Source organism: Streptosporangium sp. 'caverna', assembly GCF_003203775.1.
Taxonomy (GTDB): Bacteria; Actinomycetota; Actinomycetes; order Streptosporangiales; family Streptosporangiaceae; genus Streptosporangium; species Streptosporangium subroseum.
In genome coordinates this window covers 10135676-10156131 of record NZ_CP029711.1, presented here as the reverse complement: position 1 = coordinate 10156131, position 20456 = coordinate 10135676, and the positions used below count along the sequence as shown (strand labels likewise).

16 protein-coding genes are annotated in these 20456 nt (G+C 69.9%); 8 read left to right on the top strand and 8 right to left on the bottom strand.

Translation table 11 applies throughout. The features are described 5' to 3' along the window. Nucleotides 1–72: 72 nt before the first annotated feature. Nucleotides 73–657: a MarR family winged helix-turn-helix transcriptional regulator gene (locus DKM19_RS43855; protein ID WP_110704504.1), complete on the bottom strand. Its 585-nt coding sequence runs from the start codon at nucleotides 655–657 to the stop codon at nucleotides 73–75. Between the two features lie 125 nt (nucleotides 658–782). Here DKM19_RS43855 and DKM19_RS43850 point away from each other — a divergent pair, with 125 nt between their 5' ends. Further along, entirely contained in the window at nucleotides 783–1448 is a 666-nt protein-coding gene (locus DKM19_RS43850) for an FMN-dependent NADH-azoreductase (RefSeq protein ID WP_110704502.1), read from the top strand. 451 nt (nucleotides 1449–1899) lie between these two features. On the opposite strand, the gene thpR is transcribed toward DKM19_RS43850, so the two are convergent. The 4 genes from thpR to DKM19_RS43830 form a co-directional block, all read right to left on the bottom strand. After that, a complete protein-coding gene (thpR, locus tag DKM19_RS43845) occupies nucleotides 1900–2472 on the bottom strand; it encodes an RNA 2',3'-cyclic phosphodiesterase (RefSeq protein WP_110704500.1) in 573 nt (190 codons plus the stop codon). Further along, a complete protein-coding gene (locus tag DKM19_RS43840) occupies nucleotides 2426–3973 on the bottom strand; it encodes an MFS transporter (protein WP_239513917.1) in 1548 nt (515 codons plus the stop codon). Before DKM19_RS43840 ends, thpR begins: the two co-directional genes overlap by 47 nt. A 77-nt stretch (nucleotides 3974–4050) precedes the next feature. Further along, on the bottom strand, nucleotides 4051–4515 hold the full coding sequence (locus tag DKM19_RS43835) for a MarR family winged helix-turn-helix transcriptional regulator (RefSeq protein WP_089211895.1): 465 nt from the start codon (nucleotides 4513–4515) through the stop codon (nucleotides 4051–4053). A gap of 176 nt (nucleotides 4516–4691) precedes the next feature. Continuing rightward, nucleotides 4692–4883, bottom strand: coding sequence for a hypothetical protein (locus DKM19_RS43830; RefSeq protein WP_110704498.1), 192 nt, complete (start codon nucleotides 4881–4883; stop codon nucleotides 4692–4694). Nucleotides 4884–5080: 197 nt separating this feature from the next. On the opposite strand from DKM19_RS43830, the gene DKM19_RS43825 reads away from it, so the two are divergent. Beyond that, nucleotides 5081–5944 (top strand): NAD(P)-dependent oxidoreductase, encoded by an 864-nt coding sequence (locus DKM19_RS43825; protein WP_110706408.1) that lies wholly within the window; start codon nucleotides 5081–5083, stop codon nucleotides 5942–5944. 259 nt (nucleotides 5945–6203) lie between these two features. Here DKM19_RS43825 and DKM19_RS43820 read toward each other — a convergent pair whose 3' ends face one another. Further along, a complete protein-coding gene (locus DKM19_RS43820) occupies nucleotides 6204–7172 on the bottom strand; it encodes an aldo/keto reductase (protein ID WP_110704496.1) in 969 nt (322 codons plus the stop codon). A gap of 178 nt (nucleotides 7173–7350) precedes the next feature. On the opposite strand from DKM19_RS43820, the gene DKM19_RS43815 reads away from it, so the two are divergent. After that, nucleotides 7351–8418: a hypothetical protein gene (locus tag DKM19_RS43815; protein ID WP_204358496.1), complete on the top strand. Its 1068-nt coding sequence runs from the start codon at nucleotides 7351–7353 to the stop codon at nucleotides 8416–8418. 285 nt (nucleotides 8419–8703) lie between these two features. Continuing rightward, complete coding sequence (locus DKM19_RS43805; protein WP_162642210.1) at nucleotides 8704–12501, top strand: SCO7613 C-terminal domain-containing membrane protein; 3798 nt, start codon at nucleotides 8704–8706, stop codon at nucleotides 12499–12501. 272 nt (nucleotides 12502–12773) lie between these two features. Here the strand turns inward: DKM19_RS43805 and DKM19_RS43800 are convergent, their stop codons facing one another. After that, nucleotides 12774–13160 (bottom strand): STAS domain-containing protein, encoded by a 387-nt coding sequence (locus DKM19_RS43800; RefSeq protein ID WP_110704491.1) that lies wholly within the window; start codon nucleotides 13158–13160, stop codon nucleotides 12774–12776. A 354-nt stretch (nucleotides 13161–13514) separates the two neighbouring features. On the opposite strand from DKM19_RS43800, the gene DKM19_RS43795 reads away from it, so the two are divergent. The 4 genes from DKM19_RS43795 to DKM19_RS43780 are packed head-to-tail and all read left to right on the top strand — an operon-like array spanning nucleotide 13515 to nucleotide 17896. Then, nucleotides 13515–14540 carry an SDR family NAD(P)-dependent oxidoreductase gene (locus tag DKM19_RS43795; RefSeq protein WP_110704489.1) on the top strand — a complete coding sequence of 342 codons (1026 nt, stop codon included), beginning with the start codon at nucleotides 13515–13517 and terminating at the stop codon, nucleotides 14538–14540. Beyond that, complete coding sequence (gene lhgO, locus DKM19_RS43790) at nucleotides 14537–15727, top strand: L-2-hydroxyglutarate oxidase (RefSeq protein WP_110704487.1); 1191 nt, start codon at nucleotides 14537–14539, stop codon at nucleotides 15725–15727. The genes DKM19_RS43795 and lhgO overlap by 4 nt, the downstream gene beginning before the upstream one ends. 34 nt (nucleotides 15728–15761) lie before the next feature. Further along, nucleotides 15762–16469, top strand: a complete 708-nt coding sequence (locus DKM19_RS43785) for a response regulator transcription factor (protein ID WP_369987313.1) — start codon at nucleotides 15762–15764, stop codon at nucleotides 16467–16469. 41 nt (nucleotides 16470–16510) lie between these two features. Then, entirely contained in the window at nucleotides 16511–17896 is a 1386-nt protein-coding gene (locus tag DKM19_RS43780; protein WP_110706406.1) for a HAMP domain-containing sensor histidine kinase, read from the top strand. Between the two features lie 328 nt (nucleotides 17897–18224). Here the strand turns inward: DKM19_RS43780 and DKM19_RS43775 are convergent, their stop codons facing one another. Beyond that, entirely contained in the window at nucleotides 18225–20363 is a 2139-nt protein-coding gene (locus DKM19_RS43775) for an efflux RND transporter periplasmic adaptor subunit (RefSeq protein WP_110704483.1), read from the bottom strand. Nucleotides 20364–20456 lie beyond the last annotated feature (93 nt).

Here is a 20456-nt window from a genome sequence, read left to right as displayed (position 1 = left end):
GATCACTTTGTGCTTGTCGGAAACCGCCGTCAATAAGTGATCACAAGTTTTGGTGGGATGAGGAGGCAGGACTCAGTCGCGTCGCGGGGTCCTGCGTTTGATCCCGAGGTGCCGGGCCTCCTCTTTTGCCAGGCTCTCCACCGCCTGACAGGCGTCCTGCAGAGGATCCACCCGGTCGGCGTAGACGGCCACGCGCTTCAGAAGATCCTTGAAGGTGGGCTCCTCGCTTCCGAGGATCGAGAGGATATGGGCTTCGGCATGGGCGAGGGCGGTCCGCCGAGCTTGCCAGAGAGCCCGTCCGGCCTCCGTGGCGACGACCTTGCGGCTACGTCGATCGGCCGGGTCGGGTTGCCGTGACACCAGCCCCGCGGCTTCCAGATCGTCGATCAGATAGGTGAAGACCGTCCGGTCGATACCGAGCTGTGAGGCCATGACGCCCTGGTTGGCGGCGAGATTCTGGCTGGCTGAGGCGATGACCTGGTAGCCCCGTGGACCGCCCGGAATGTCGTTGACGGCCTCCTCCACGCCGCGCATGTACGCCCGCAGGATGACGCTCAGCGACCAGCCGAAGTCGTCCTTGAGGACATCGGCGGCGGACTGCTCTGTCGCGTCTGCGGTCGGAGAGGGGCGCGGTACGGGAACCGGGGCACTGGCCATGGCCCTCATGCTAGCTAACCAACTACTTGTGTGGTATTACCGATGATAGGTTCTGCAACAGAGTTGCTTGACGGAACGTCTGTAATCAATATGATTGCGACAACAACTACAACAAGGAGCTCGAAATGAGCCTGTTCCGTCTTGACGCCAGCATTCGGGGAGACCAGTCGGTCAGCCGCGCGGTCGCCGACACCGCTGAAGCGGCCTGGATTCGCACCCACCCGTCCGGTGTCGTGACCCGGCGAGACCTGGTCGCCTCTCCCGTTCCCGCGGACGCGTGGTCGTCGGCCGTCATGGGCTCGTTCACGCCCGAGGACCAGCGCACGGAAGACCAGCGCCGAATCGGGGCCCTCGCAAAGCAACTCGTGGACGAGCTCGTCGCCGCGGAGGCGTACCTGTTCGCCGTTCCGCTCTACAACTACGGCGTCTCGCAGCACGTGAAGACATGGATCGACCTGATCCTGACGGATTCTCGTCTGGCGCCGGGGCAGGAGCCGCTGCTGGCGGGCCGTCCGGCGGCACTCGTCGTCACCCGCGGCGGCGGCTACGGCCCCAGCACGCCCCGTGCGGGCTGGGACCACGCGACGCCGTACTATCGCCGGTTCTTCGGAGACATGCTCGGGCTGGAGCTGCATGTGAGCGAGGTCGAGCTGACCTTGGCGGAGAGCACCCCCGCGATGGAATCCCTGCGGGATCTGGCGCGCCAGTCGCTCGACGCCGGTCACGCCTCCGCCGACGCGCACGGTGAGCTGCTGGCGAAGCACGTCCTCACCACGGGCGCCGTACGCTGACGCGAGGCTGAGGCGGGTTTCCGGCCTCATCGGAGAGATCAGGAACGACCACCGTCGTCACCGGTGGAGTCGCGAGGCGACAGGCCCGGCCCGGCTCGGTGGGCCATCCGGAGTCGCGAGGCGACAGGCCCGGTCGGATGACGCGCCTGGAGTCCGAGGCCATGGGCCCGGATGGGTGACGCGCCTGGAGTCCAGGCCACGGGACCGGTCGGATGACGCGTCTGGAGCCAGGGGGTATGGGCCCGGATGGGTGACGAACCCGTAGCGGGGCCATGGGCCCGGCCGTTCGTCGCGGGCGGACGGCTACGTCATCCGGTGGCGGAACGCCCCGGGGCGTCGGCCCGCACCGCGGTTGCTCTCAGGAGACGAGGGCGCCGATCACCACGAGAAGCACGAGTAGTGCGAGCACCATGGGCAGCAGCCAGCGACGGGGACGATCCACCTCTGGAGCCTAGCTCTGCCCATGGGAGGCTCGCGCCGCGAGGTGCCATCGGGCGATCGTCTCGTAACGGACCTCGGCGCCGAGGTGGCTCCTCACCAGGTGCACCGTGCCGGCTTCCCACTCGGTGCCGGCGAACGGCTCGAAGGCCTCGACCAGGGGGCGCACGTCGGCGTCGACACGGCACCTGGCCAGGCTCAGGTGCGGCCTGAGCCGCCGGTGATCGGTCTGTACGGCTCCCGCACGCCGCGCCCCCGCGCCCAGGGAGTCGGCCAGGCGGAACAGCCCGGCGCCGCCCCCTCGCACGCCGACCAGGAAGATCCGGGCACGTCGAGCCGAGGGGAACGCGCCCGCACCCGCCAACGACAGCGTCATCGACGCGTGGCGTGACGTGGCGCGGGCGAGCCGCGTCTCCAGCTCGGGCAGGACCCGGTCCGGCACCTCGCCGAGAAAAGACAGCGTCACGTGCCAGCCGGCCGGATTCAGCCAGCGGAGCTGGGGCCATCCCTCGCGATGGGGCTCGAGTGCGCGGACGAGCTCATCGCGCACCGGCTGCGGCGGCAGCAACCCCACGAACAGCCGCATCCGACCTCCTGGTGAGTGCCCTGGTCAGCATCGTCGCCGCGCCCACGCCGACCACGGTGAGCACCCCGCCGATCATAACTCCGGTCCGGGGGCCGCCCATCTCGGAAACCCAGCCGAGCAGCGGCGCACCGAGCGGGGCACCGGCGGTCAGCACCAGCACGTAGAGGCCCATCACCCGGCCGCGCATCTCCGGCGAGGAGGCCAGTTGCACGCTGGCGTTGGCGGACGTGTTGACCGAGATCAGCGCGACGCCGGCGGGGATGAGGAAGAGCAGGTAGAGCGGATACCACGGGGCCAGGCCGCAGACGATCTGGAACACGCCGAACGAGAGCGCCCCGGCGATCAGCAGCTTCCTGCTGGGCCGTGCCCGCCGTGCCGCCAGGAGCGCGCCGCCCAGGGCGCCCACCGCGAACACGCTGGAGGCCACGCCGAAGGAGGACGCGTCCGCGCCGAAGACCTGACGGGCCATCAACGCGATGGAGATCGTGAACGACTGCGTGAACAGCGACACGAAGGCGACCAGCAGGATCGGCATGAGCAGGGCCGGCTCGGCCAGCACATAGCGCAGTCCCTCACGGAGCTGCCCCTTGGCCCTGGGCACCGGCTCCGGAGTGGTCAGCTCCGAGGTGCGCATCAGGATCAGGCCGGAGAGTACGGCGATGAACGACAGCCCGTTGACCACGAACATCGGACCCGTGCCGCCGAGCATGGAGATCAGCACGCCCGCGACGGCCGGACCGACCACGCGGGCCAGGTTGAAGCTGGAGGCGTTCAGCGCGATGGCGTTCGACAGGTCCCTGCGGCCGACCATCTCCACGACGAAGGACTGCCGGGTCGGCACCTCGACACAGGAGATGAGCCCGAGCGAGAACGCCATCACGTAGACATGCCAGACCTGCGCGTTGCCGGTGATGACGAGCGCGCCCATGGTGAGCGCCAGCAGACCCATGAGCGACTGGGCGATGAGCAGCAGCGAACGCTTGGGATAGCGGTCGGCGAGCATGCCGCCCCAGAGCCCGAACAGCACCAGCGGCAGGAACTGCAGCGCGGTGGTCAGGCCCAGCGCGACGGCGCTGCCGCTGCTGGAGGGGTCGTTGGGGTTGCGCGTCAGATCCAGCACCAGCCAGTCCTGCGCGGTGCGCTGCATCCACCCGCCGACGTTGGAGATCACTCCGCCGGTCAGGAACAGCCGGTAGTTGTGGTTGCGCAACGCCCGGAACATCCCGTCCCGAGCCTCGGGCACGGCCTGTGTGGTTCCGGTCGCGACGGCCTGCGACTCGCCGGCGGTCGCGGCCTGCACGGCCCGGGCATCCCGACGCGCACGCAGCCTTGCCCGCACCCCGGGCTTCCCGCCACCTGCGGCGCGCGTGAAGCGGCCCCGTCGTCCCGCTCGTACTCCGGACTTCGTGCCGGGTACGGCATGGGCGAAGCGGGCCCGCCGTAGCGCCGATCCCACTCCGGGTACGGCGCGGATGAAGCGGCCTCGCAGTCCTGCCCGCACCTCCGGCTCTCCGTCCGGCAGTGCGTGCGCCTCGGCGTCCTGCGGGATCGCCGAGGCCCCGGGTTCCTCGGGTTCGGCTAGATCCGGCTGAGCTTCTCCAGAATGGGAGCCGCCTGCCGGAGCGTCGCCCTCTCCTCGGGGGTCAGCTCCTTCAACCGCTGCGTCAGCCACGCCTCCTTGAGACGGCGCTCCTCCTTCAGCAGCGTTGAACCCTGCTCGGTCACGCTCACGGTCACCTGGCGGCGGTCGGTCGGGTGTGGCATACGTGACACCAGCCCCCGATCGGCCAGTGCGGCGATCACGCGTGTCATCGAGGGCGGCTGTACCTTCTCCAGCTCGGCCAATTCGCCGGGGGTTATCCCGGAATGCCGTTCCACGGCGACGAGCGTCGCGAGTTGGGTGGGGGTCAGCGAGTGCACTGCCGCCTGCCTGCGCAGGCGTCTGGTCAGGCGTGCCAGTGACACCCTCAGTGCCGAAGCGAGACCAGCGTCGCTGCGCAGGCTTGCGACGTGGTCCTTCCTGGGTTGGTCGTTCGTTAGCATAAGTCATTACCTTCGCTAACTATATACGGTCGCATGTGATTCCCTCCAGGCGTTTTCTTCTCGGCGCGGGCCGTACAGCGTGCCAGACAGGGAAAAGGTCGCCAATTTCGGTACGGGCTCCATGATCATGGAGCCCGAGCGGCAGGTGTTAGGTTCGCCGAGCCCGACTGGATGATCTACTCGGTCTCGAGGCCTGCGGTCTTCGCGACAACCGCCTTGTCCTGGTCATAGTGAAGCACCCCGAGCCGGTGGCGGCGGACCACGATTGTGATCGGAAGGCCGACGTCCTCCGGCTCGGCGCGTCCGGCGGCCACGACCTCCCCGGAGGTGCGCCGCTCCTTCGAGAAACGCCCGACCCGGCCGACCACCCCGTCCTCCGCCTCGACCCGGCCGGCCGACCGACCCCGTCGGCCAAGGCGGTCCACAGGAGCCGAGACACCCCACGGATGTGATCAGGCTTCGCAGCCATGCCCAGATAGCATCGGAACCTGCTGAACCACCTGCTGTCCGCTCTCGATGAGATCAAACGGACATCTGTCACCACCGAAGGGAAGGCATGACTCCCATGCGATCTCGGGTCGCCGTCACCGGCGGAAGCGGCAAGCTCGGCCGGGCCGTCATCGCCGAACTGCTTGCCCACGGATGGGACGTGGTCAACCTCGACCTGGTCGTCCCGGCGCAGCCGCTCTGCCCGTTCACCCGGGTCGACCTCACCGACTACGGCCAGACCGTGGAGGCGCTGACGGGGGTCGACGATCGCCATCGGGGCGTGGACGCGCTGGTGCATCTGGCGGCGATCCCCGGCCCGGGCATGGTGACGAACGCGGCCACCTTCGCCAACAACATGACCGCGACGTACAACGTGTTCTCGGCGGCGCGGCTTGCCGGGATCCGCAACGTGGTGTGGGCGTCGAGTGAGACCCTGCTGGGCCTCCCGTTCGACGTGCCGCCCCCGTACGTGCCCGTCGACGAGGAGTATCCGGCCCGGCCGGAGACCGCGTACTCGCTGGCCAAGCACCTCGAAGAGCAGATGGCCGCCCAGTTCTGCCGCTGGGAGCCGGAGATGAAGATGATCGGGCTGCGGTTCTCCAACGTCATGGAGCCCGGCGACTACGACGGCTTCCCGGCCTTCGACGCCGATCCGCTGCTGCGCAGCTGGAATCTGTGGGGCTACATCGACGCCCGCGACGGCGCCCAGGCCGTGCGCCGCGCGCTGGAGCACCAGGCCACCGGCCTGGACATCTTCGTCATCGCCAACGCCGACACCGTGATGTCCCGTACGAGCAGCGACCTCATCGCCGAGGTGCACCCCGACGTCCCCGTCCGGCGCGAGCTCGGACCGCACGAGACGCTGCTCTCCATCGACAAGGCCCGCCGCGTCCTGGGCTACGAACCCGCACACAGCTGGCGCGACCACATCAAGGAGTGACATCCGTCCGTCCGGCGTGGATCACTGGGCGCGGAGACCCACGCCGTCAGGCGACCCGGTGACCTTGTGGCCGAGGTCGCCGGGCGGTGACCTCGTAGCCGGGTGATGCGGTGATCTCGTGACCAGGCCGCCCGGCGACGTGGAGATCTCGTCGCCGGGCGGCCTGTGAAGCGTCAGGTGTCCCGTGCCGTACACGGACCCCGCGAGGTGTCACGTGAGCGGCATGGGCGCTCTCCGGCCATTCAGGTCGGAGAGTGGATCACCAGGCGTAGTGCTCGGGAGCGGTCTTGAACCCGGGGAAGATCTCGTCGAGACGGGCCAGCGCCTTCTCCTCCAGCTTGATCTCCAGCACCCGGGTGGTGCCGTCAAGCTGGTCGAGCGTGCGCGGCCCGATGATCGGCGCGGTGACGACCTTCTGGTGGAGCAGCCAGGCCAGGCCGACGTTGGCCGGGTCCTCGCCGAGCTCATCGCAGAACGCCTCATACTGCTCGATCTTGTCGCGGTGCTTCTCCAACTCCGCGACCATGCGCTCGGCCGCCGAGCGACCCTTGTCGATCTTCCGGAGGATGCCGCCGAGCAGGCCGCCCGCCAGCGGGCTCCACGGGATCAGGCCCAGGCCGTAGTCCTCGCACGCGGGGATGACTTCCAGCTCGGGGGCCCGGACGAGCAGGTTGTAGTGGGACTGCTCGGAGACCAGACCGAGGCTGTTACGGCGCCGGGCGGTCTCCTGGGCCTTCGTGATGTGCCAGCCCGCGAAGTTGGACGACCCCACATACAGGATCTTGCCCTGCTGCTTGAGGATGTCCATGGCCTCCCAGAACTCATCGAACGGGGTGTTCCGGTCGATGTGGTGGGCCTGGTAGATGTCGATGTAGTCGGTCTGCATGCGCTTCAGCGACGCGTCGGCGGCCCGACGGATGTTGAGCGCGGACAGACGGCTCTCATTGGGCCAGTCGCCCATGTCGCCATTGAGCTTCGTGGCGATGACCGTCCTCTCACGGCGGCCGTCGCCCTTGGCGAACCATCGCCCGATGATCTGCTCGGTGATGCCCTCGCCCTTCTTCCAGCCATAGACATTGGCCGTGTCAAAGAAGTTGATGCCCAGCTCATGGGCACGATCCATGATCGCGAAGGAGTCTTCCTCCGTGGTCACGGGACCGAAGTTCATCGTGCCCAGGCAGAGGCGGCTGACCTTAAGGCCGGTACGGCCAAGCTGCGTGTAGTCCATGCTTTTACATTAGGCACCTGGAGTGCACTCCAGGCGAACCCGATCTGTCATCAGCCCCCGGTCCGTCAGGATTCCGAGGCTCTCAGGTGAGCCTCCAGCCCTCGCGAGCACGGGGCCTGTTACGGGCTCGCGGCCAGTCGTAAGTCGTCCGGTGGTCTCGACGGGGCATGATGGCGCCATGGGAGACGTCCTGATTCGCACGCTCGTGGTGGCAGCCCTGACCGGTGTGACGGTGTTCGCGGGGCAGGGGGCCTGGGCGGACGACGGGGAGGACGAGGCCTTCTTCCACTTCAAGGACAAGCGGATCACCGAATCGAGCGGGCTGGCGGTCTCGCCGACGCGCAAGGACATCTACTACACCCACAACGACAGCTCCGCCGGGCCGGTCTTCTTCGCGGTGGGACCCGACGGGCGGACCCGTGCGACCTTCACCCTGAAGGGAGCCGTGGCCCGCGACTGGGAGGCCATGGCGACCTCCAAGGACCCGAAGACCGGGCAGGGGATCCTCTGGTTCGCCGACATCGGTGACAACTTCGACGGAGCCTGGCCTGACATCTCCGTCTACAGGGCGGTGGAGCCCACCTCGATGAGCGACGCCGTCATCCCCGCCGTGCGCTACCGGTTCCACTACGAGGACGGCGGGCACAACGCCGAGAGCGTCATGGTGAACCCCCGGACCGGGCGCCTCTACATCGTGACCAAGCAGTTCTCCGGCGCGGTCTACCGGGCCCCGAAGCAGCTGAGCACCAACAAGATCAACGTGCTTCGCAAGGTCGGCGACGCGCCCATCATGGCCACCGACGCGGCCTACGCCCCCGACGGGTCGAGCTTCGTGGTCCGCACCTACTTCTCCGCCACGGTCTACCGCGCGCCGGGGAAGGAGATCGGGCGGGTGACGATGCCCTCGCTGGACCAGGCCGAGTCGATCACTTACACGGCGGACGGCAAGGCCCTGCTGGTCGGCAGCGAGGGAAAGAACAGCCCGGTCTACCGGGTGCCGCTGCCCGACACGGTCCTCCAGCAGGCCGCCCCGAAACCCAGCCGCACCCCCCTGAGGGTGGGCGGCCCCGAGCCCATGCCCACCGGCACCGCCGGTGACGTCGACTCCGGCAGCACGACGGCCGCCGACGCGGAGGCGGACGGGCAGGATGACGCCGGGGTGCCGGCGTCGGTTGTGGCCTTATGGCTGACGGTCGCGGTGGGCGCCACCGGAGTGATCACCTTCATCGCCCGCCGTACCCAGTAGCTTCGTCGCCCGCCGTACCCGGATCGCTCGCCGTATCCAGGTCGCTCGATGTGCCCAGTGGGTTCATCGCCTGCCGCATCCAGTGAGAGGTACTCAGTCGCGACTGAGTAGTTCATCGCAAGCGAACAGTGATCTGAATCCGCCACTCTTCGTGTTATGCAGGATAAAAGCTCGCCCCCCGGACCACGCCGTTCCCCGGCGGAGGTGAGCTGCCCGGAATGCGCCGCCCTCTTCAACGGGAGACAGACCCGCTGCCCGCGCTGCGCACTGCCCCTGCGAGGGCCGGTGGCGGCGGAGCTGTGGCAGGTCGACGGGGCACTGGCCGGGCTGCGGGCGCAGGAGACGGCCCTGCTGTCACGGCGGGGTGAGCTGCTGGACCTGCTCAGGGCCGAACGGAGCCGCTCGGGCAAGGGTGATCAGGAAGTACGGCAGGGGGCAGCGGGACGTCCCGTACCGGCGATGACGCGGGCGAGTGACCCGGGCACGTTCTCCAGGTCGTCGACGGCGGTGGCGGAGGGCAGCGGTTCCCCTGCCGTTCCGGCGGGATTCGACGGCCCCGGCGGATCCGGTGGTCCCGGCCCGTCTGGCGGGCCAACCGGATCCGGCGGACCCGGCAGGCCCGGTGGTCCAGGCCGATCCGGCGGACCCGGCGGACCCGGCGGTCTCCCGGGTACGGCTGTGCCGCGGCGGGACTTCTCGCCGAAGGCCGTACAGAACCTGCTGCTCGGACTCGGCGGCCTGCTGCTGGTCGTCGCGGCCATCGTGTTCACGGTGGTCAGCTGGGGACACATCGGCATCGGTGGGAGGGCGGCCATCCTCGCCGGGCTCACCGCGCTGACCTTCGCCGTGCCGAAGCTCCTGGTGAAGCGGGGCCTCACCACCACGGCCGAGACCATCGCGATGCTCGGCGTCGCGCTGCTCCTCCTGGATGGCTACGCGGCCCGGCGGGTCGGCCTGGCGGGAGTCGACCAGCTCGGCGAACTCGACTACACAGCCCTGCTGCTCGCCCTGGTAGCGCTCGCCCTGGTGGGGTATTCGCGATTGCTCTCGCTGAGGCTGCCGCTGCCGGTGGCGATCGTCCTCGCCCAGTTCCCGCTCCCGCTGCTGGCCTTCGGCGAGACGATTCCCTGGGTCACCGCCGCCCTCGCGGCGACGGCCGCGGCCGATGCCGCCTTCCTGAGGTTCGGCGCCAGGACTGCCGAGCCTGTAGCGGCGACGGGCGGTTCTGATGGGGACGTTTCCGCGGCAGCGGATGGTCCCGGTGGGGACGTGTCTGCGGCGGAGGGCGGTTCCGGCGGGGACGCGTCTGTGGCGGAGGGCGGTGCAGGCAGGGGCGTGTCCGTGACGGCGGGTTCTGGTGGGGACGCGTCTGCAGCGGAGGATGGTTCCGGCGGAGATGTGTCCGTGATGGCGGTTCCCGGCGGGGACGTGTCTGCGGCGGAGGGCGGTTCCGACGGGGGCGTGTCCGTGACGGTGGGTCCTGGTGGGGACGCTTCTGCGGCGGAGAGCGGTTCTGCGGGGGACGTGCCCGCGGTGGGGAGCAACCCTGGTGGGGGCGTGCCCGCGGTGGTTCCCGGCGGTGCGCGGCCGGCGAGGCGTTCCGGTGTGCGGACGACCGTGGCGGTCTGTTTCGGTGTGGTGTGGGCGCTGGGTGTGGGCTCCGGAGTCCTGGACTCCTCGCTGAGGTTGCTGAGTTCCCTCTTCGTCGGTGACCTGGGGACCGACTCGGTCAGGGGAGCGTTGCTGGTCGTGCTGGCCGTGATCGGGCTGGGAATCGCGGATCGGGTGGAGCACACGGGCCGGCTCGTGGAGCTCACGACCGGTTCGATGATCGCGCTGATGGTCGGTCTGGCGGTGCCCTTCTGGCCGCTGCTCCCGTACGGCGGCTGGTGGGTCGTCCCGCACACCGCGGCCGCCCTGGTCGCCGCCGCGGTCGTGCTGTACCTTCCGGGGCTGAACGACCCCAGGGTCCGTTCCGCCGGTGCCGTCTCGGCGGGAGTGCTGGCGGTGCTCACCGCGCTCCCGTCGGTGCCCCTGGTCGTCCTGGTGCTGCTCAACCCGTTCGGCCGGCTGGATGACGTCTGGTCGGGGACAGGCGGCTGGGGGTTCGTGCCGTTCCCCGCGACCCCGGCCGTGTTCGGCCTGCTGGCCGTCGCCTCGGTGTTGGCGGCGGGCCGGGGACGGGCCCGGGCAGGGTTCGCCGCACTGGCCACGGGCACGGTCGCGGTGGCCGTCGCCCCCGCCGCCTACGGCTGGGACCACGTGACGAACCTCACGGTCCTGCTGGTCCTGGCCGTCGCGGGTGTCCTCGGTCTGGCCCTGGCCAGGCGACCGCGGTGGGCGGGGGCCTTCACGGTCGCGGCAGGAGCGATGTCGGCGGTGGCCACGGCCACGGCGCTCACCGAGCGGACGACCACGTACGTGGCACTCGCGACCTTGCTCGCCGCGTGGGGCGCGGCGGCGTTCGCGGCCCGGGTGCCACGGGCGGCGGCGTTCGCCCTGGCCATGGGTGTGCTGTCGGCCACCGGCCTGATCTGGGCCGTCACCGTGGGGACGGGCTGGCTGCGGAGCGGCGCGGGGCTCTCCCTGGCGTTGGCGGTCGGCGCGTTGACGGCCGGACTCCTCGCCCTCCGCGGGCGATCCGCCGCGCGGTCCGGGGACGCGCGTCCGTCTGGCGGAAGTGCCGCAGGGTCCGGAGGCGCACTCTCGTCTGATGGAATCGCCGCGCGGCCCGGGGTCGTACGTCTTGGTGGAGTCGCCGGTCCCTGGCAGGCGACCGGCCTGGTGCTGGGCGCCGTGCTCGCCGCGTTCGCGGTGCTCGTCGCGCGTGCCGCCGTCGCCGAGATCTTCACGTTCTACGGCCCGCTCGCACGGCCGTGGACGCCCCTGGGCGGCTCTCACGGCCCCTACCCGCTCCTGATCGTGATCGTGGGTCTCGTCGCCGCCGCGGCGGTGCTGATCTCCTGGCAGGTCGCCGGGCGCAAGGGCGCGCTCAGGGCCGGTCTTGTGGCCTGGCCCCTGCTGCCGGCGGTCCTGCCGATCTCGTTCGCCCTGCCGTACGGGGTGGAGGTGGGCCTGTTCGTCGCGGGCTTCTGTCCGACGGCCTGGATGGCCGCGCGGAGCCGTACGAACTGGGTGTTCGGCGGAGCGGCGGCGCTGTGGACGGCGTCGATGGCGGTCTCCTGGGCGCTCATGAGCAGGCCCGCCACGTTGATCGTGCTTCCGGTCGCGGCGGTGGTCGCGGGAGCGGTGGCCTTCCGGGGACGGGCGCGGGCGGTCACGGTCGGCGGGGCTGGGCTGGCGACGCTGCTGATCGGCGGGGAGGCGCTGGCGGCTGGGCTGGCGATGGACTGGCCGGTACGGCACGCCGCGTTCGGTGTGCTCGCCGTGGCCTGCGCGGCGGCGGCCGTGGCGGGCCGGTTCAGGAGTTCGGCGTTCGCGATCGGCGTCGAGACGGCGGGGTACGCCCTTGCCACGGCGGGACTGCTGCTCGGTGTCGCCGATCTGCCACTGGCCAGCCTGGCCTGCGCGGTCGTCGGTGTGCTGATGGCCGGTACGGCGCTGCGGCCCGACAGGCAGTGGGCCGGATACGTGGGGACCGGGTTCCTGCTGACGGCCTCCTGGCTGCGGTTGCTCGCCTCCGACATCACCGTGATCGAGGCGTACACGGTGCCGTTCTCCCTGGTCCTGCTGGTGTTCGGCTGGTGGAAATCACGGAACCGGCAGGTCTCCTCCTGGATCGCCTACGGTTCCGGGCTCGCCTCCAGCCTGGCGCCCAGCATGATCGCGATGCTGGCCGGCGACGGCTGGCTCCGGCCGCTGTCGCTGGGCACGGTCTCGCTGGCCGTGCTGCTGTCAGGGGCGCGGTTCCGGCTCCAGGCCCCGGCGCTGCTCGGCGGACTCACCCTGGCGGTCGTCGCCCTGCACGAGCTGGCTCCGTGGATCGCGCAGGCCGTGGTGGCGGTGCCGCGGTGGGTGCCGATGGCGTTCGGCGGGTTGCTGCTCGTGGTCGTCGGCGCGACCTACGAAGCGCGACTGGGGGACGTACGCCGCCTGCGGGCGGCCGTCGGCCGGATGCACTGACCATCGGGCCGACGGGCCATCGGACCGCCGCGCCACCGACCGCCGGAGCACCAAGCTCATGCGAGGCAGTGCGAGGCTGTTCCGGACATACCGGTTGCTCGGCCCCGGAGCACCAAGCTCATGCGAGGGCGGTGCGAGGCTGTTCCGGGCATACCGGTTTGCTCGGCCCCGGCGCGCCAAGCTCATGTGAGGGCGGTGCGAGGCTGTTCCGGACGTGCCGATTGCTCGGCCCCGGACCACCGATCTCACACGAGACGGTATGGACGTGCCGGTTACTCCGGTCGCTCCGGAGGCCGGAGGTCTGCCTCGGAGGGGTGATCGAGGGAGTCGGCCACGTCGGCGTCCATGGGGAACCGGTCGTAGAGGTCGGTCATGCGCAGGAGCCGCTCGAGATGGCCCCGTACTCCGGCCAGACGTAGCCAGCCGCCCGCCTCGGAGGTCGTGCGCGCTCCGCTGAGGAGGGCGCGCAGCCCCGTGGAGTCGCAGAAGGTGATTCCCCCGACGTCGACGACGAGTCGCGTGCGGTGGGTGGAGACCAACTCCTGGATGGTGTCTCGGAGCAACGGACTGGAATTTCGGTCTATGTCGCCGCCGACCGTGACCACGGTGCAACCAGGACGCTCATGGTGGTCGACATCGATGGACAGCTCTCTACTCATCGCCTCGCATCTTCCACACCGGTGACGCGGCCTGTTTCGGCCGCCGTCCGGCCTGATCAAGGTATACCCCTCCGCACCGGCAGGGAGGACGACGGTCGGGAGACATGTGCATAACGGCTGTGCGCCGCGGATGATCGATTCGCAGCCCGGACGGAGCGGCCGGGTGTGCCCGCACCCCGGTGGACCTGGAACGCGAGGTTGTTTCCACGATGAATGACCGCATCACCATTTTCTGCCCTGACATATTTACTTATTCCCAGATTGGGGTGGCCGGGGCCTGCGGATATAGGAGTGATCAAAAACAGTGACGATTATTCCCTTCTCTTGGGGAGAGGGCGCCGCTAACTTTCGAGGATGCGCGTTCTGGTAACCGGGGCCTCCGGTTTCATCGGCTCACACGCGGTTGCCGCGCTTCTCGCCGACGGGCATAAGCCACTTCTTCTGGTGCGCAATCCAGAGAAAACGCGGAAAGTTCTGGCCGAGCTCGGAGTCGTCGAGCCTGTTTCCCTGCATGAGGCCGATATTCGCGACGCGACAGCCGTGCGATCCGGGCTCGAACAGTGTGACGCGGTCATTCACGCCGCCGCCGAGATCGGGGTCGTCAGCCAGGTCGGTGACTCGGCCGGGACGAACGTGGCCGGGCTTAAGAACGTTCTCGGGCAGGCCGTCGAACTCGGTCTCGACCCGATCGTTCACATTTCCACGATCGGCGTCTTCGTGCCGCCGGCCGGGCCGGTGATCACCACTGAGAGCCCGCTGTCCGCGCCCAGAAACGACTACGGCAGGACCAAGGTCCTGGGCGAGCGATATGCCAGACACCTTCAGGACCAGGGGATGCCGATAACCATCGTCTACCCGGCCGGGGTCATCGGGCCGTACCAGCCCTCGCTCGACACCCTCATGGAGGGGCTGCGCGCCGGGCTGGAACAGGGCTGGCCGATCACCTCGGGCGGTGCCGGCGTTGTCGACGTTCGCGACCTGGCCGTCGTGCTCGCCCGTTGCGTCGAGCCGGGGCGGGGGCCGCGCCGGTTCATGCTCGGCGGGCACTATCTCACCTGGGCACAGCTCGCCGACGTCTGCGACGAGGTGACCGGGGGCCGCTGCCGCAGGTTCAGGGTGCCGCCTACGGTGCTGCGCGGCGCGGCGGCCGCGCTCGACGCCGTGAAGCTGATCAAACGGATCAACTACCCGCTGACCAGGGACGCGGTCGAGATGATGGTCACGATGGTGCGGACCTACGACACCCCCACCCTTGAGGCGCTCGGCGTGGAACTGCGGCCGGTCCAGGAGACCATCGCCGACTCGCTGCGCTGGTTGGCACAAGAAGGACATCTTTCCCCTGTGAAGGTCGGCAGGCTGGCGGGTAAGGTCACGCCGTGAACATTGGGATCGTCGGTGCCGGAATCGTTGGCTTGGCGGTGGCCAGGGAGCTGGCACGGACCCGCGGCGTCAAGGTGACCGTCCTCGACAAGGAAGATCACGTCGGAGCCCACCAGACCGGGCACAACAGCGGGGTCGTCCACGCGGGCATCTACTATCAGCCGGGCTCGCTCAAGGCGAAGCTCTGCCGGGAGGGCGTGGCCCTGCTCCGGCAGTACTGCGCGGAGCACCGGATCCCCTACGACGAGGTCGGCAAGCTCGTCGTCGCCTCCACGGCGGCGGAGCGGCCGGGGTTGCGGAAGATCGCCGAGCGCGCCCGGGAGAACGGGGTTCCCGACATCGCGGAGCTGGACGCGCTGGCCCTGCGGGAGGTCGAACCGCACACCGTCGGGGTGGCCGCCGTGCACTCCCCGCACACCGCGATCGCCGATTTCCCCGCCGTCGCCCGCCGCCTGGCCGTGGACGTGGAGGAGATGGGCGGTTCGGTACTGCTGTCGCACCCGGTCCGCGCGCTGCGGGAGACCGCGAGCGGGGTGAACGTCCAGGCGGGAGAGCGGAGGCTGAGCTTCGACCGGCTGATCGTCTGTGCCGGACTCGGCACCGACACCGTCGCACGGATGGCCGGGGCGGCCGGTGACGTGCGGATCATCCCCTTCCGCGGTGAGTACTACGCGCTGGCCGGGGCGTCGAAGGACCTGGTTCGCGGGCTCATCTACCCGGTGCCCGATCCTCGCTACCCGTTCCTCGGCGTGCACCTGACCCGCAGGATCGACGGCGAGGTGCTGGTGGGCCCCAACGCGGTCATGGCGCTGGCGCTGGAAGGCTACTCCTGGGGGGACGTCAACCTCACCGACCTGCGCAGGATCCTGGCCTGGGGAGGCACCCGGCGGCTGGCCGCCAAGCACTGGCGGACCGGGGTGAGGGAGGTGCTCGGCTCGATGTCCAAGAGATCGTTCCTGACCGCCGCCCGCCGCTACGTCCCCGCGCTCACCGGGGCCGACCTCGTCAGGACCACGGGCGGTGTCCGGGCGCAGGCTGTGGCCAGGGACGGAAGCATGTTGGATGATTTTGCGATTGACGTGCACGGTCGCGTTACTCTCGTGAGAAACGCCCCCTCACCGGCGGCGACCTCCAGTTTGGCGATTGCCAGGCATATTGTGGGGTTAGCCTCTGTGTTGACCAGTTAACTGCTTTCTCATGTGGGCCGGTGAAAATATATCTGTGACCGACTCACCCGAAGCCCGCCTGCTGATCGTCGAGGATGAACCCAACATCCTCGAGCTCCTGGCCGCGAGCCTGCGGTTCGCCGGGTTTGGGGTGAACACTGCTGGTAATGGCACGGACGCCGTCGCCGCCGTTCAGCGGCACCGTCCTGACCTCATCGTGCTCGACGTCATGCTCCCCGACATGGACGGATTCGACGTCGTGCGACGTCTGCGCGGCGGCGGCAGCGACACGCCCGTGGTCTTCCTCACCGCGCGCGACGCCACCGAGGACAAGATCCGGGGGCTGACCGCGGGCGGGGACGACTACGTGACGAAGCCGTTCAGCCTGGAGGAGGTCGTGGCCCGGATCCGGGCCGTGCTCCGCCGTACCGGCGCCGGAGACCTGCTCGCCCGGATGCCCCGGCTCGTCTTCGCCGACATCGAGCTCGACGAGGAGAGCCACGAGGTGTGGCGCAAGGGCAAGGCCGTGGCGCTGTCGCCGACCGAGTTCAAACTGCTGCGCTACTTCATGGCGAACGCGGGACGTGTGCTGTCCAAGGCGCAGATCCTCGACCACGTGTGGGACTACGACTTCCGGGGTGACGTCGGAATCGTGGAGTCCTACGTCTCCGTGCTCCGTCGCAAGATCGACAACACCGACCCCCGGCTGATCCACACCCTGCGTGGAGTCGGCTACGTACTGCGTCTGCCGCCGGTTCCGTGATGCTCGATCGGCTACGTGGCGTGTCCGCGAGGGGTTCCGCGATGCTCAGCGGGACCCCGTTACGGGTGAAGCTGATCGCGGTCATCCTGATCCTGCTGACGATCGCGCTCACGCTCATCGGCATCGGCAGCGTTTCGATCATGCACGGTTACCTGATCGCCCGCGTCGACAGCCAGATCGACATAACCGTCGACACCGCGCTGCGCCGTCTGAGCCGGGGCTCCGAGACCCTGATCGGCAAACCACTGCCACCCGACGCCAGGCTGGAGCTCCGCGACCGGAACGGCAAGGTCGTCGTTCTGCTCAGCGGTGTCGACGTGGAGGGCAGGCCGGGGCCCAGCATCCCCTCCGGGGCGCACTCCCGGTCTTTCAACATCGACGAGTGGCGGGTTCGCGCGATCCCGCTGCAGGACGGCGGAAGCCTCGTCGTGGCGGTGGACACGGCGGAGGTCCGGCAGATCGTCGGCCAGCTCGCCCTGGTGGAACTGCTCGGCGGTGGCGGGCTGATGCTGGTCCTCGCCGGAGTGGGCGTGGTGATCATTCGGAGGAGCCTGCGCCCGCTGGGGGAGATCGAGCGCACCGCCCAGGCCATCGCCGCCGGAGATCTGAGCCGCCGCGTCCCCGACACCGACCCCCGCACCGAGGTCGGTCGCCTCGGCCAGTCGCTGAACGGCATGCTCACCCAGATCGAGACCGCCTTCCGTGCCAGGTCGGAGTCCGAGTCCTCGGCCCGCCGGTCGGAGGAGCGCATGCGCAGGTTCGTCGCGGACGCCTCGCACGAGCTCCGCACGCCGCTGACCTCGATTCGCGGCTTCGCCGAGTTCTACCGGCAGGCGCCCGGCATCGACGCCGCGCCGCTGATGCGCCGGGTGGAGTCCGAGGCGGTCCGGATGGGTCTGCTGGTCGACGACCTGCTGATGCTCGCCCGGATGGACCAGCAGCGGCCGATGGCCATGCGACCGGTCGACCTGCTCGCCATCGCCGCCGACGCAGTCCACGACGCCCGCATCCTCGCCCCCGAGCGCGAGGTCACGCTCTCGGTGGACGGCTCCGCGCTCATCGTCTCCGGCGACGAGGTACGGCTCCGCCAGGTCGTGGGCAACCTGATGACAAACGCGCTCACCCACACCCCGCCGCGCACTCCCGTACGGCTGACGCTCCTGGCCCAGGACGACATGGCCGTCATCGAGCTGGCGGACGAGGGCCCAGGCCTCACCACCGAGCAGCGCGAGCGCGTCTTCGAGCGGTTCTATCGCGTCGACTCCGCCCGCGGCCGCCGCACCACCGATGACGGTGGCAGCGGGCTCGGCCTGTCCATCGTGGCGGCCATGGTCGAGGCTCACGGCGGCACCGTCGCCGTGGAGTCCGACCTGGGCAAGGGCTCGACGTTCCGCGTGGTCCTCCCGCTCGCCCCCGAGCTGGACTGACCCGGGGATCTTCCGCTCGCTCCGGACCGGGCTGACCTGACGGTCCTCTGACCCGATCCGGGGCACCTCCGTTCCCGGGCCGGACCGGTTCGGCGACTCTCCTGATCTCCTCGGGCGGACTGACCCGGGGCACCTCCCGCTCGCTCCGGGCCGGATGATGGTCCTCCCACGCGATCCGGGGCACCTCCCGCTCATTCGCGGAGTGGACCGGCCAGGGACATGTCCCGTTCGTTCCCGGGCCGATCCGGCGGCTCTCCTGCTCACTCCGGGCCCGACCGGCCCGGAGCAATGCCGCTCGCCCCCGGGCCTTTCGACCCGGGGGCGTGTTTCACGAGGCGCTCGGAGCGGATCCCGGCCAGCTGCTGTCCGGGAACTCCCCGGTGGCCGCGCCGCCGGGAAGCACCACCCGGTCGTTCTCGGAGAGCCCAGAGGTGATCTCGACGTACTGGTCGCTGCGGACCCCCGTCTCGACGACGCGCTCGGAACCGCCCTGGACGGTGATCCGAGAGGTCCCGTCCTTGGTCCGTACGGCGCGGGCCGGGACGTAGAGCGCCCCCTCCGACTCGGCGACGGTGACCGTGACCGTCGCGGTCTGGCTCACCATGAGGTTGGCCGGAGCCTTGTCGAAGGCGACCGTGACGCCGTATCTCACAAGCTGGTCGGTGTTGGTCGCGGTGGGCGCGATGTGGGTCACCACACCGGTGTACTTCTCGCCCTCCCGAGTGGCCAGCGTGATCGTGGCCCGCTGTCCCAGCTTCAGTTTGCCGATGTCCGACTCGGTGAACAGCGCCTCCACCTGGAGCTCGTTGAGATCTCCAAGGGTGACGAACGAGCCGGTGTCAGCAGCGTCACCGACGGCCCCGGCCACGGACATGACGGTTCCGTCCGCGGGGGCGATGATCCGCACCCCCTTCAGCTCCTCCGTGGCGTCGGTGAGGTCGGCCTGAGCCTGCTTCACGCGGGCCTCGGCCTGGTCCACGGTGAGTGCTCCGCCCTGCCCGCCTCCGGCTCCCTGCCCGCCTCCGGCGCCCCGGCTGCCGCCGGCGTTCGCCTGGGCGCTGCCGCCGGTCTGACCCATTCCCTGGCCTGCGCCCTGTGCCGGGTTCTGCCCCGCACCTTGCCCGGCGCCCTGCCCCGCGCCCTGTCCTGCACCTTGCCCGGCGCCCTGCCCCGCGCCCTGTCCTGCACCTTGGCCTGCGCCCTGACCGGAACAGGCGCCGGTCGGCTTCGGGTTGGTGCCGGGCTTGGCGGTCGCGGCCGGCTTGGTCGGCTTGGAGGTGGGTTTCCCGGTGCCCGTGCCTGTGCCCGGCGGCGTCGCGGTCACCGTGACCGTGGCGGTGGCCGTCACCGTCACCGTGGGGGTCGCCGTCACGGTGACGGTGACCGTCGGTGTGGGACGGGGCGAGCCCCCAGTCGGAGTCGGAGTCGGAGTCGGAGTTGGCGTCGGGGTCGGGGTCGGAGTTGGCGTCGGCGTCGGGGTTGGCGTCGGGGTTGGGGTTGGGGATTTCGTATGCGTTTGTGTGTGCGGTCGCGTTTGCGTGGAGGTTGTGGTCGAGGTCCGCGTGGGCGTCGGAGTCGGGGACCACTTGGTTTCGGCCTGGGTTTGGGCCTGCGGCCGGGGGTGGGGCTTGGCCTGGGTGTGGGCCTTGACCTGAGCCTTGATCGTGGGGGTCGGGGTGGGGGTGGGGGTCGGGGCCGGCCTGAAGAAGTAACCGGCGGGTGCGACCCCACCGGCCTGAACCACCGTCGTGGGCCATTGCGAACCGGCCGGCGCGGGTGCGCCGCTCGGTGCGGCGGTGGGGGTGGGCCTGGGCGCCCCGGTCTGGGCGGCCGTGCCACCCGAACGGGACGCGGTCGTGGGGCCCGAACCGGGAATCCCGGTTCGGGCGGCCGTGTCACCCGGACGAGGCGTGGGCATGGCACCGCTCGGCGCGGTCGGCGGGCAGCTCGCCTGCGGAGCCGCACCGGACCCCGACCGGCCCTGTCCCGCTCCTTGAGCTGCGCCCTGGCCTGCACCTTGACCTGCGCCCTGCCCCGCGCCTTGACCCGCGCCCTGGCCTCCCTGACTCCGGGCCGGAGCCGTCGTCGGCGTGCTTCCGGCCCCGTCCAGCGCCTCCTGAGCCGCCGCGAGCTGTGCCTTCGCCGCGTCGTAGCGCTCGCGGGCGGGTGCCGAGCCGATCCTGGCGAGCACGTCGCCCTTGTCGACCTTGTCTCCGGCCTTGACGTAGACCTTCGTGACCGTGCCCGCCCCGCCGAAGCCCAGCTCCCTGGTGCCGTCGTCCACGGTGTTGCCCGCGGCGGACACCGCGGCGATCACCGTTCCGCGCTTGGCGGCGGCGAGTTCCACCTGGGGGGCCTGGCTCGAGCCGTCGTCAAGCGTGTAAATCACGCCCGCGCTCACGAGGACGAGGGCGGCCAGGGCAAGTCCTCCCGTACGCAGGGGCTTCGGGAGCTTGGTCGGTCTCATGTCGAACCATCCTGGCCTGCCCGATTCACTGCATCCTCACAAATGCCTGAAGGTTTCCTGTGCATCAGAGGTTTAAAACCGGCTTATGCAGCA

Bases quoted from the DNA above. Each gene is read 5' to 3' on its own strand.
- DKM19_RS43820 (WP_110704496.1), bottom strand. From the start codon at position 7,172: ATGGACTACACGCAGCTTGGCCGTACCGGCCTTAAGGTCAGCCGCCTC.
- thpR (WP_110704500.1), bottom strand. From the start codon at position 2,472: ATGCGGCTGTTCGTGGGGTTGCTGCCGCCGCAGCCGGTGCGCGATGAG.
- DKM19_RS43850 (WP_110704502.1), top strand. From the start codon at position 783: ATGAGCCTGTTCCGTCTTGACGCCAGCATTCGGGGAGACCAGTCGGTC.
- DKM19_RS43835 (WP_089211895.1), bottom strand. From the start codon at position 4,515: ATGCTAACGAACGACCAACCCAGGAAGGACCACGTCGCAAGCCTGCGC.
- DKM19_RS43795 (WP_110704489.1), top strand. From the start codon at position 13,515: ATGCGCGTTCTGGTAACCGGGGCCTCCGGTTTCATCGGCTCACACGCG.
- DKM19_RS43800 (WP_110704491.1), bottom strand. From the start codon at position 13,160: ATGAGTAGAGAGCTGTCCATCGATGTCGACCACCATGAGCGTCCTGGT.
- DKM19_RS43825 (WP_110706408.1), top strand. From the start codon at position 5,081: ATGCGATCTCGGGTCGCCGTCACCGGCGGAAGCGGCAAGCTCGGCCGG.
- DKM19_RS43775 (WP_110704483.1), bottom strand. From the start codon at position 20,363: ATGAGACCGACCAAGCTCCCGAAGCCCCTGCGTACGGGAGGACTTGCC.
- DKM19_RS43815 (WP_204358496.1), top strand. From the start codon at position 7,351: ATGGGAGACGTCCTGATTCGCACGCTCGTGGTGGCAGCCCTGACCGGT.
- DKM19_RS43780 (WP_110706406.1), top strand. From the start codon at position 16,511: ATGCTCAGCGGGACCCCGTTACGGGTGAAGCTGATCGCGGTCATCCTG.
- DKM19_RS43855 (WP_110704504.1), bottom strand. From the start codon at position 657: ATGGCCAGTGCCCCGGTTCCCGTACCGCGCCCCTCTCCGACCGCAGAC.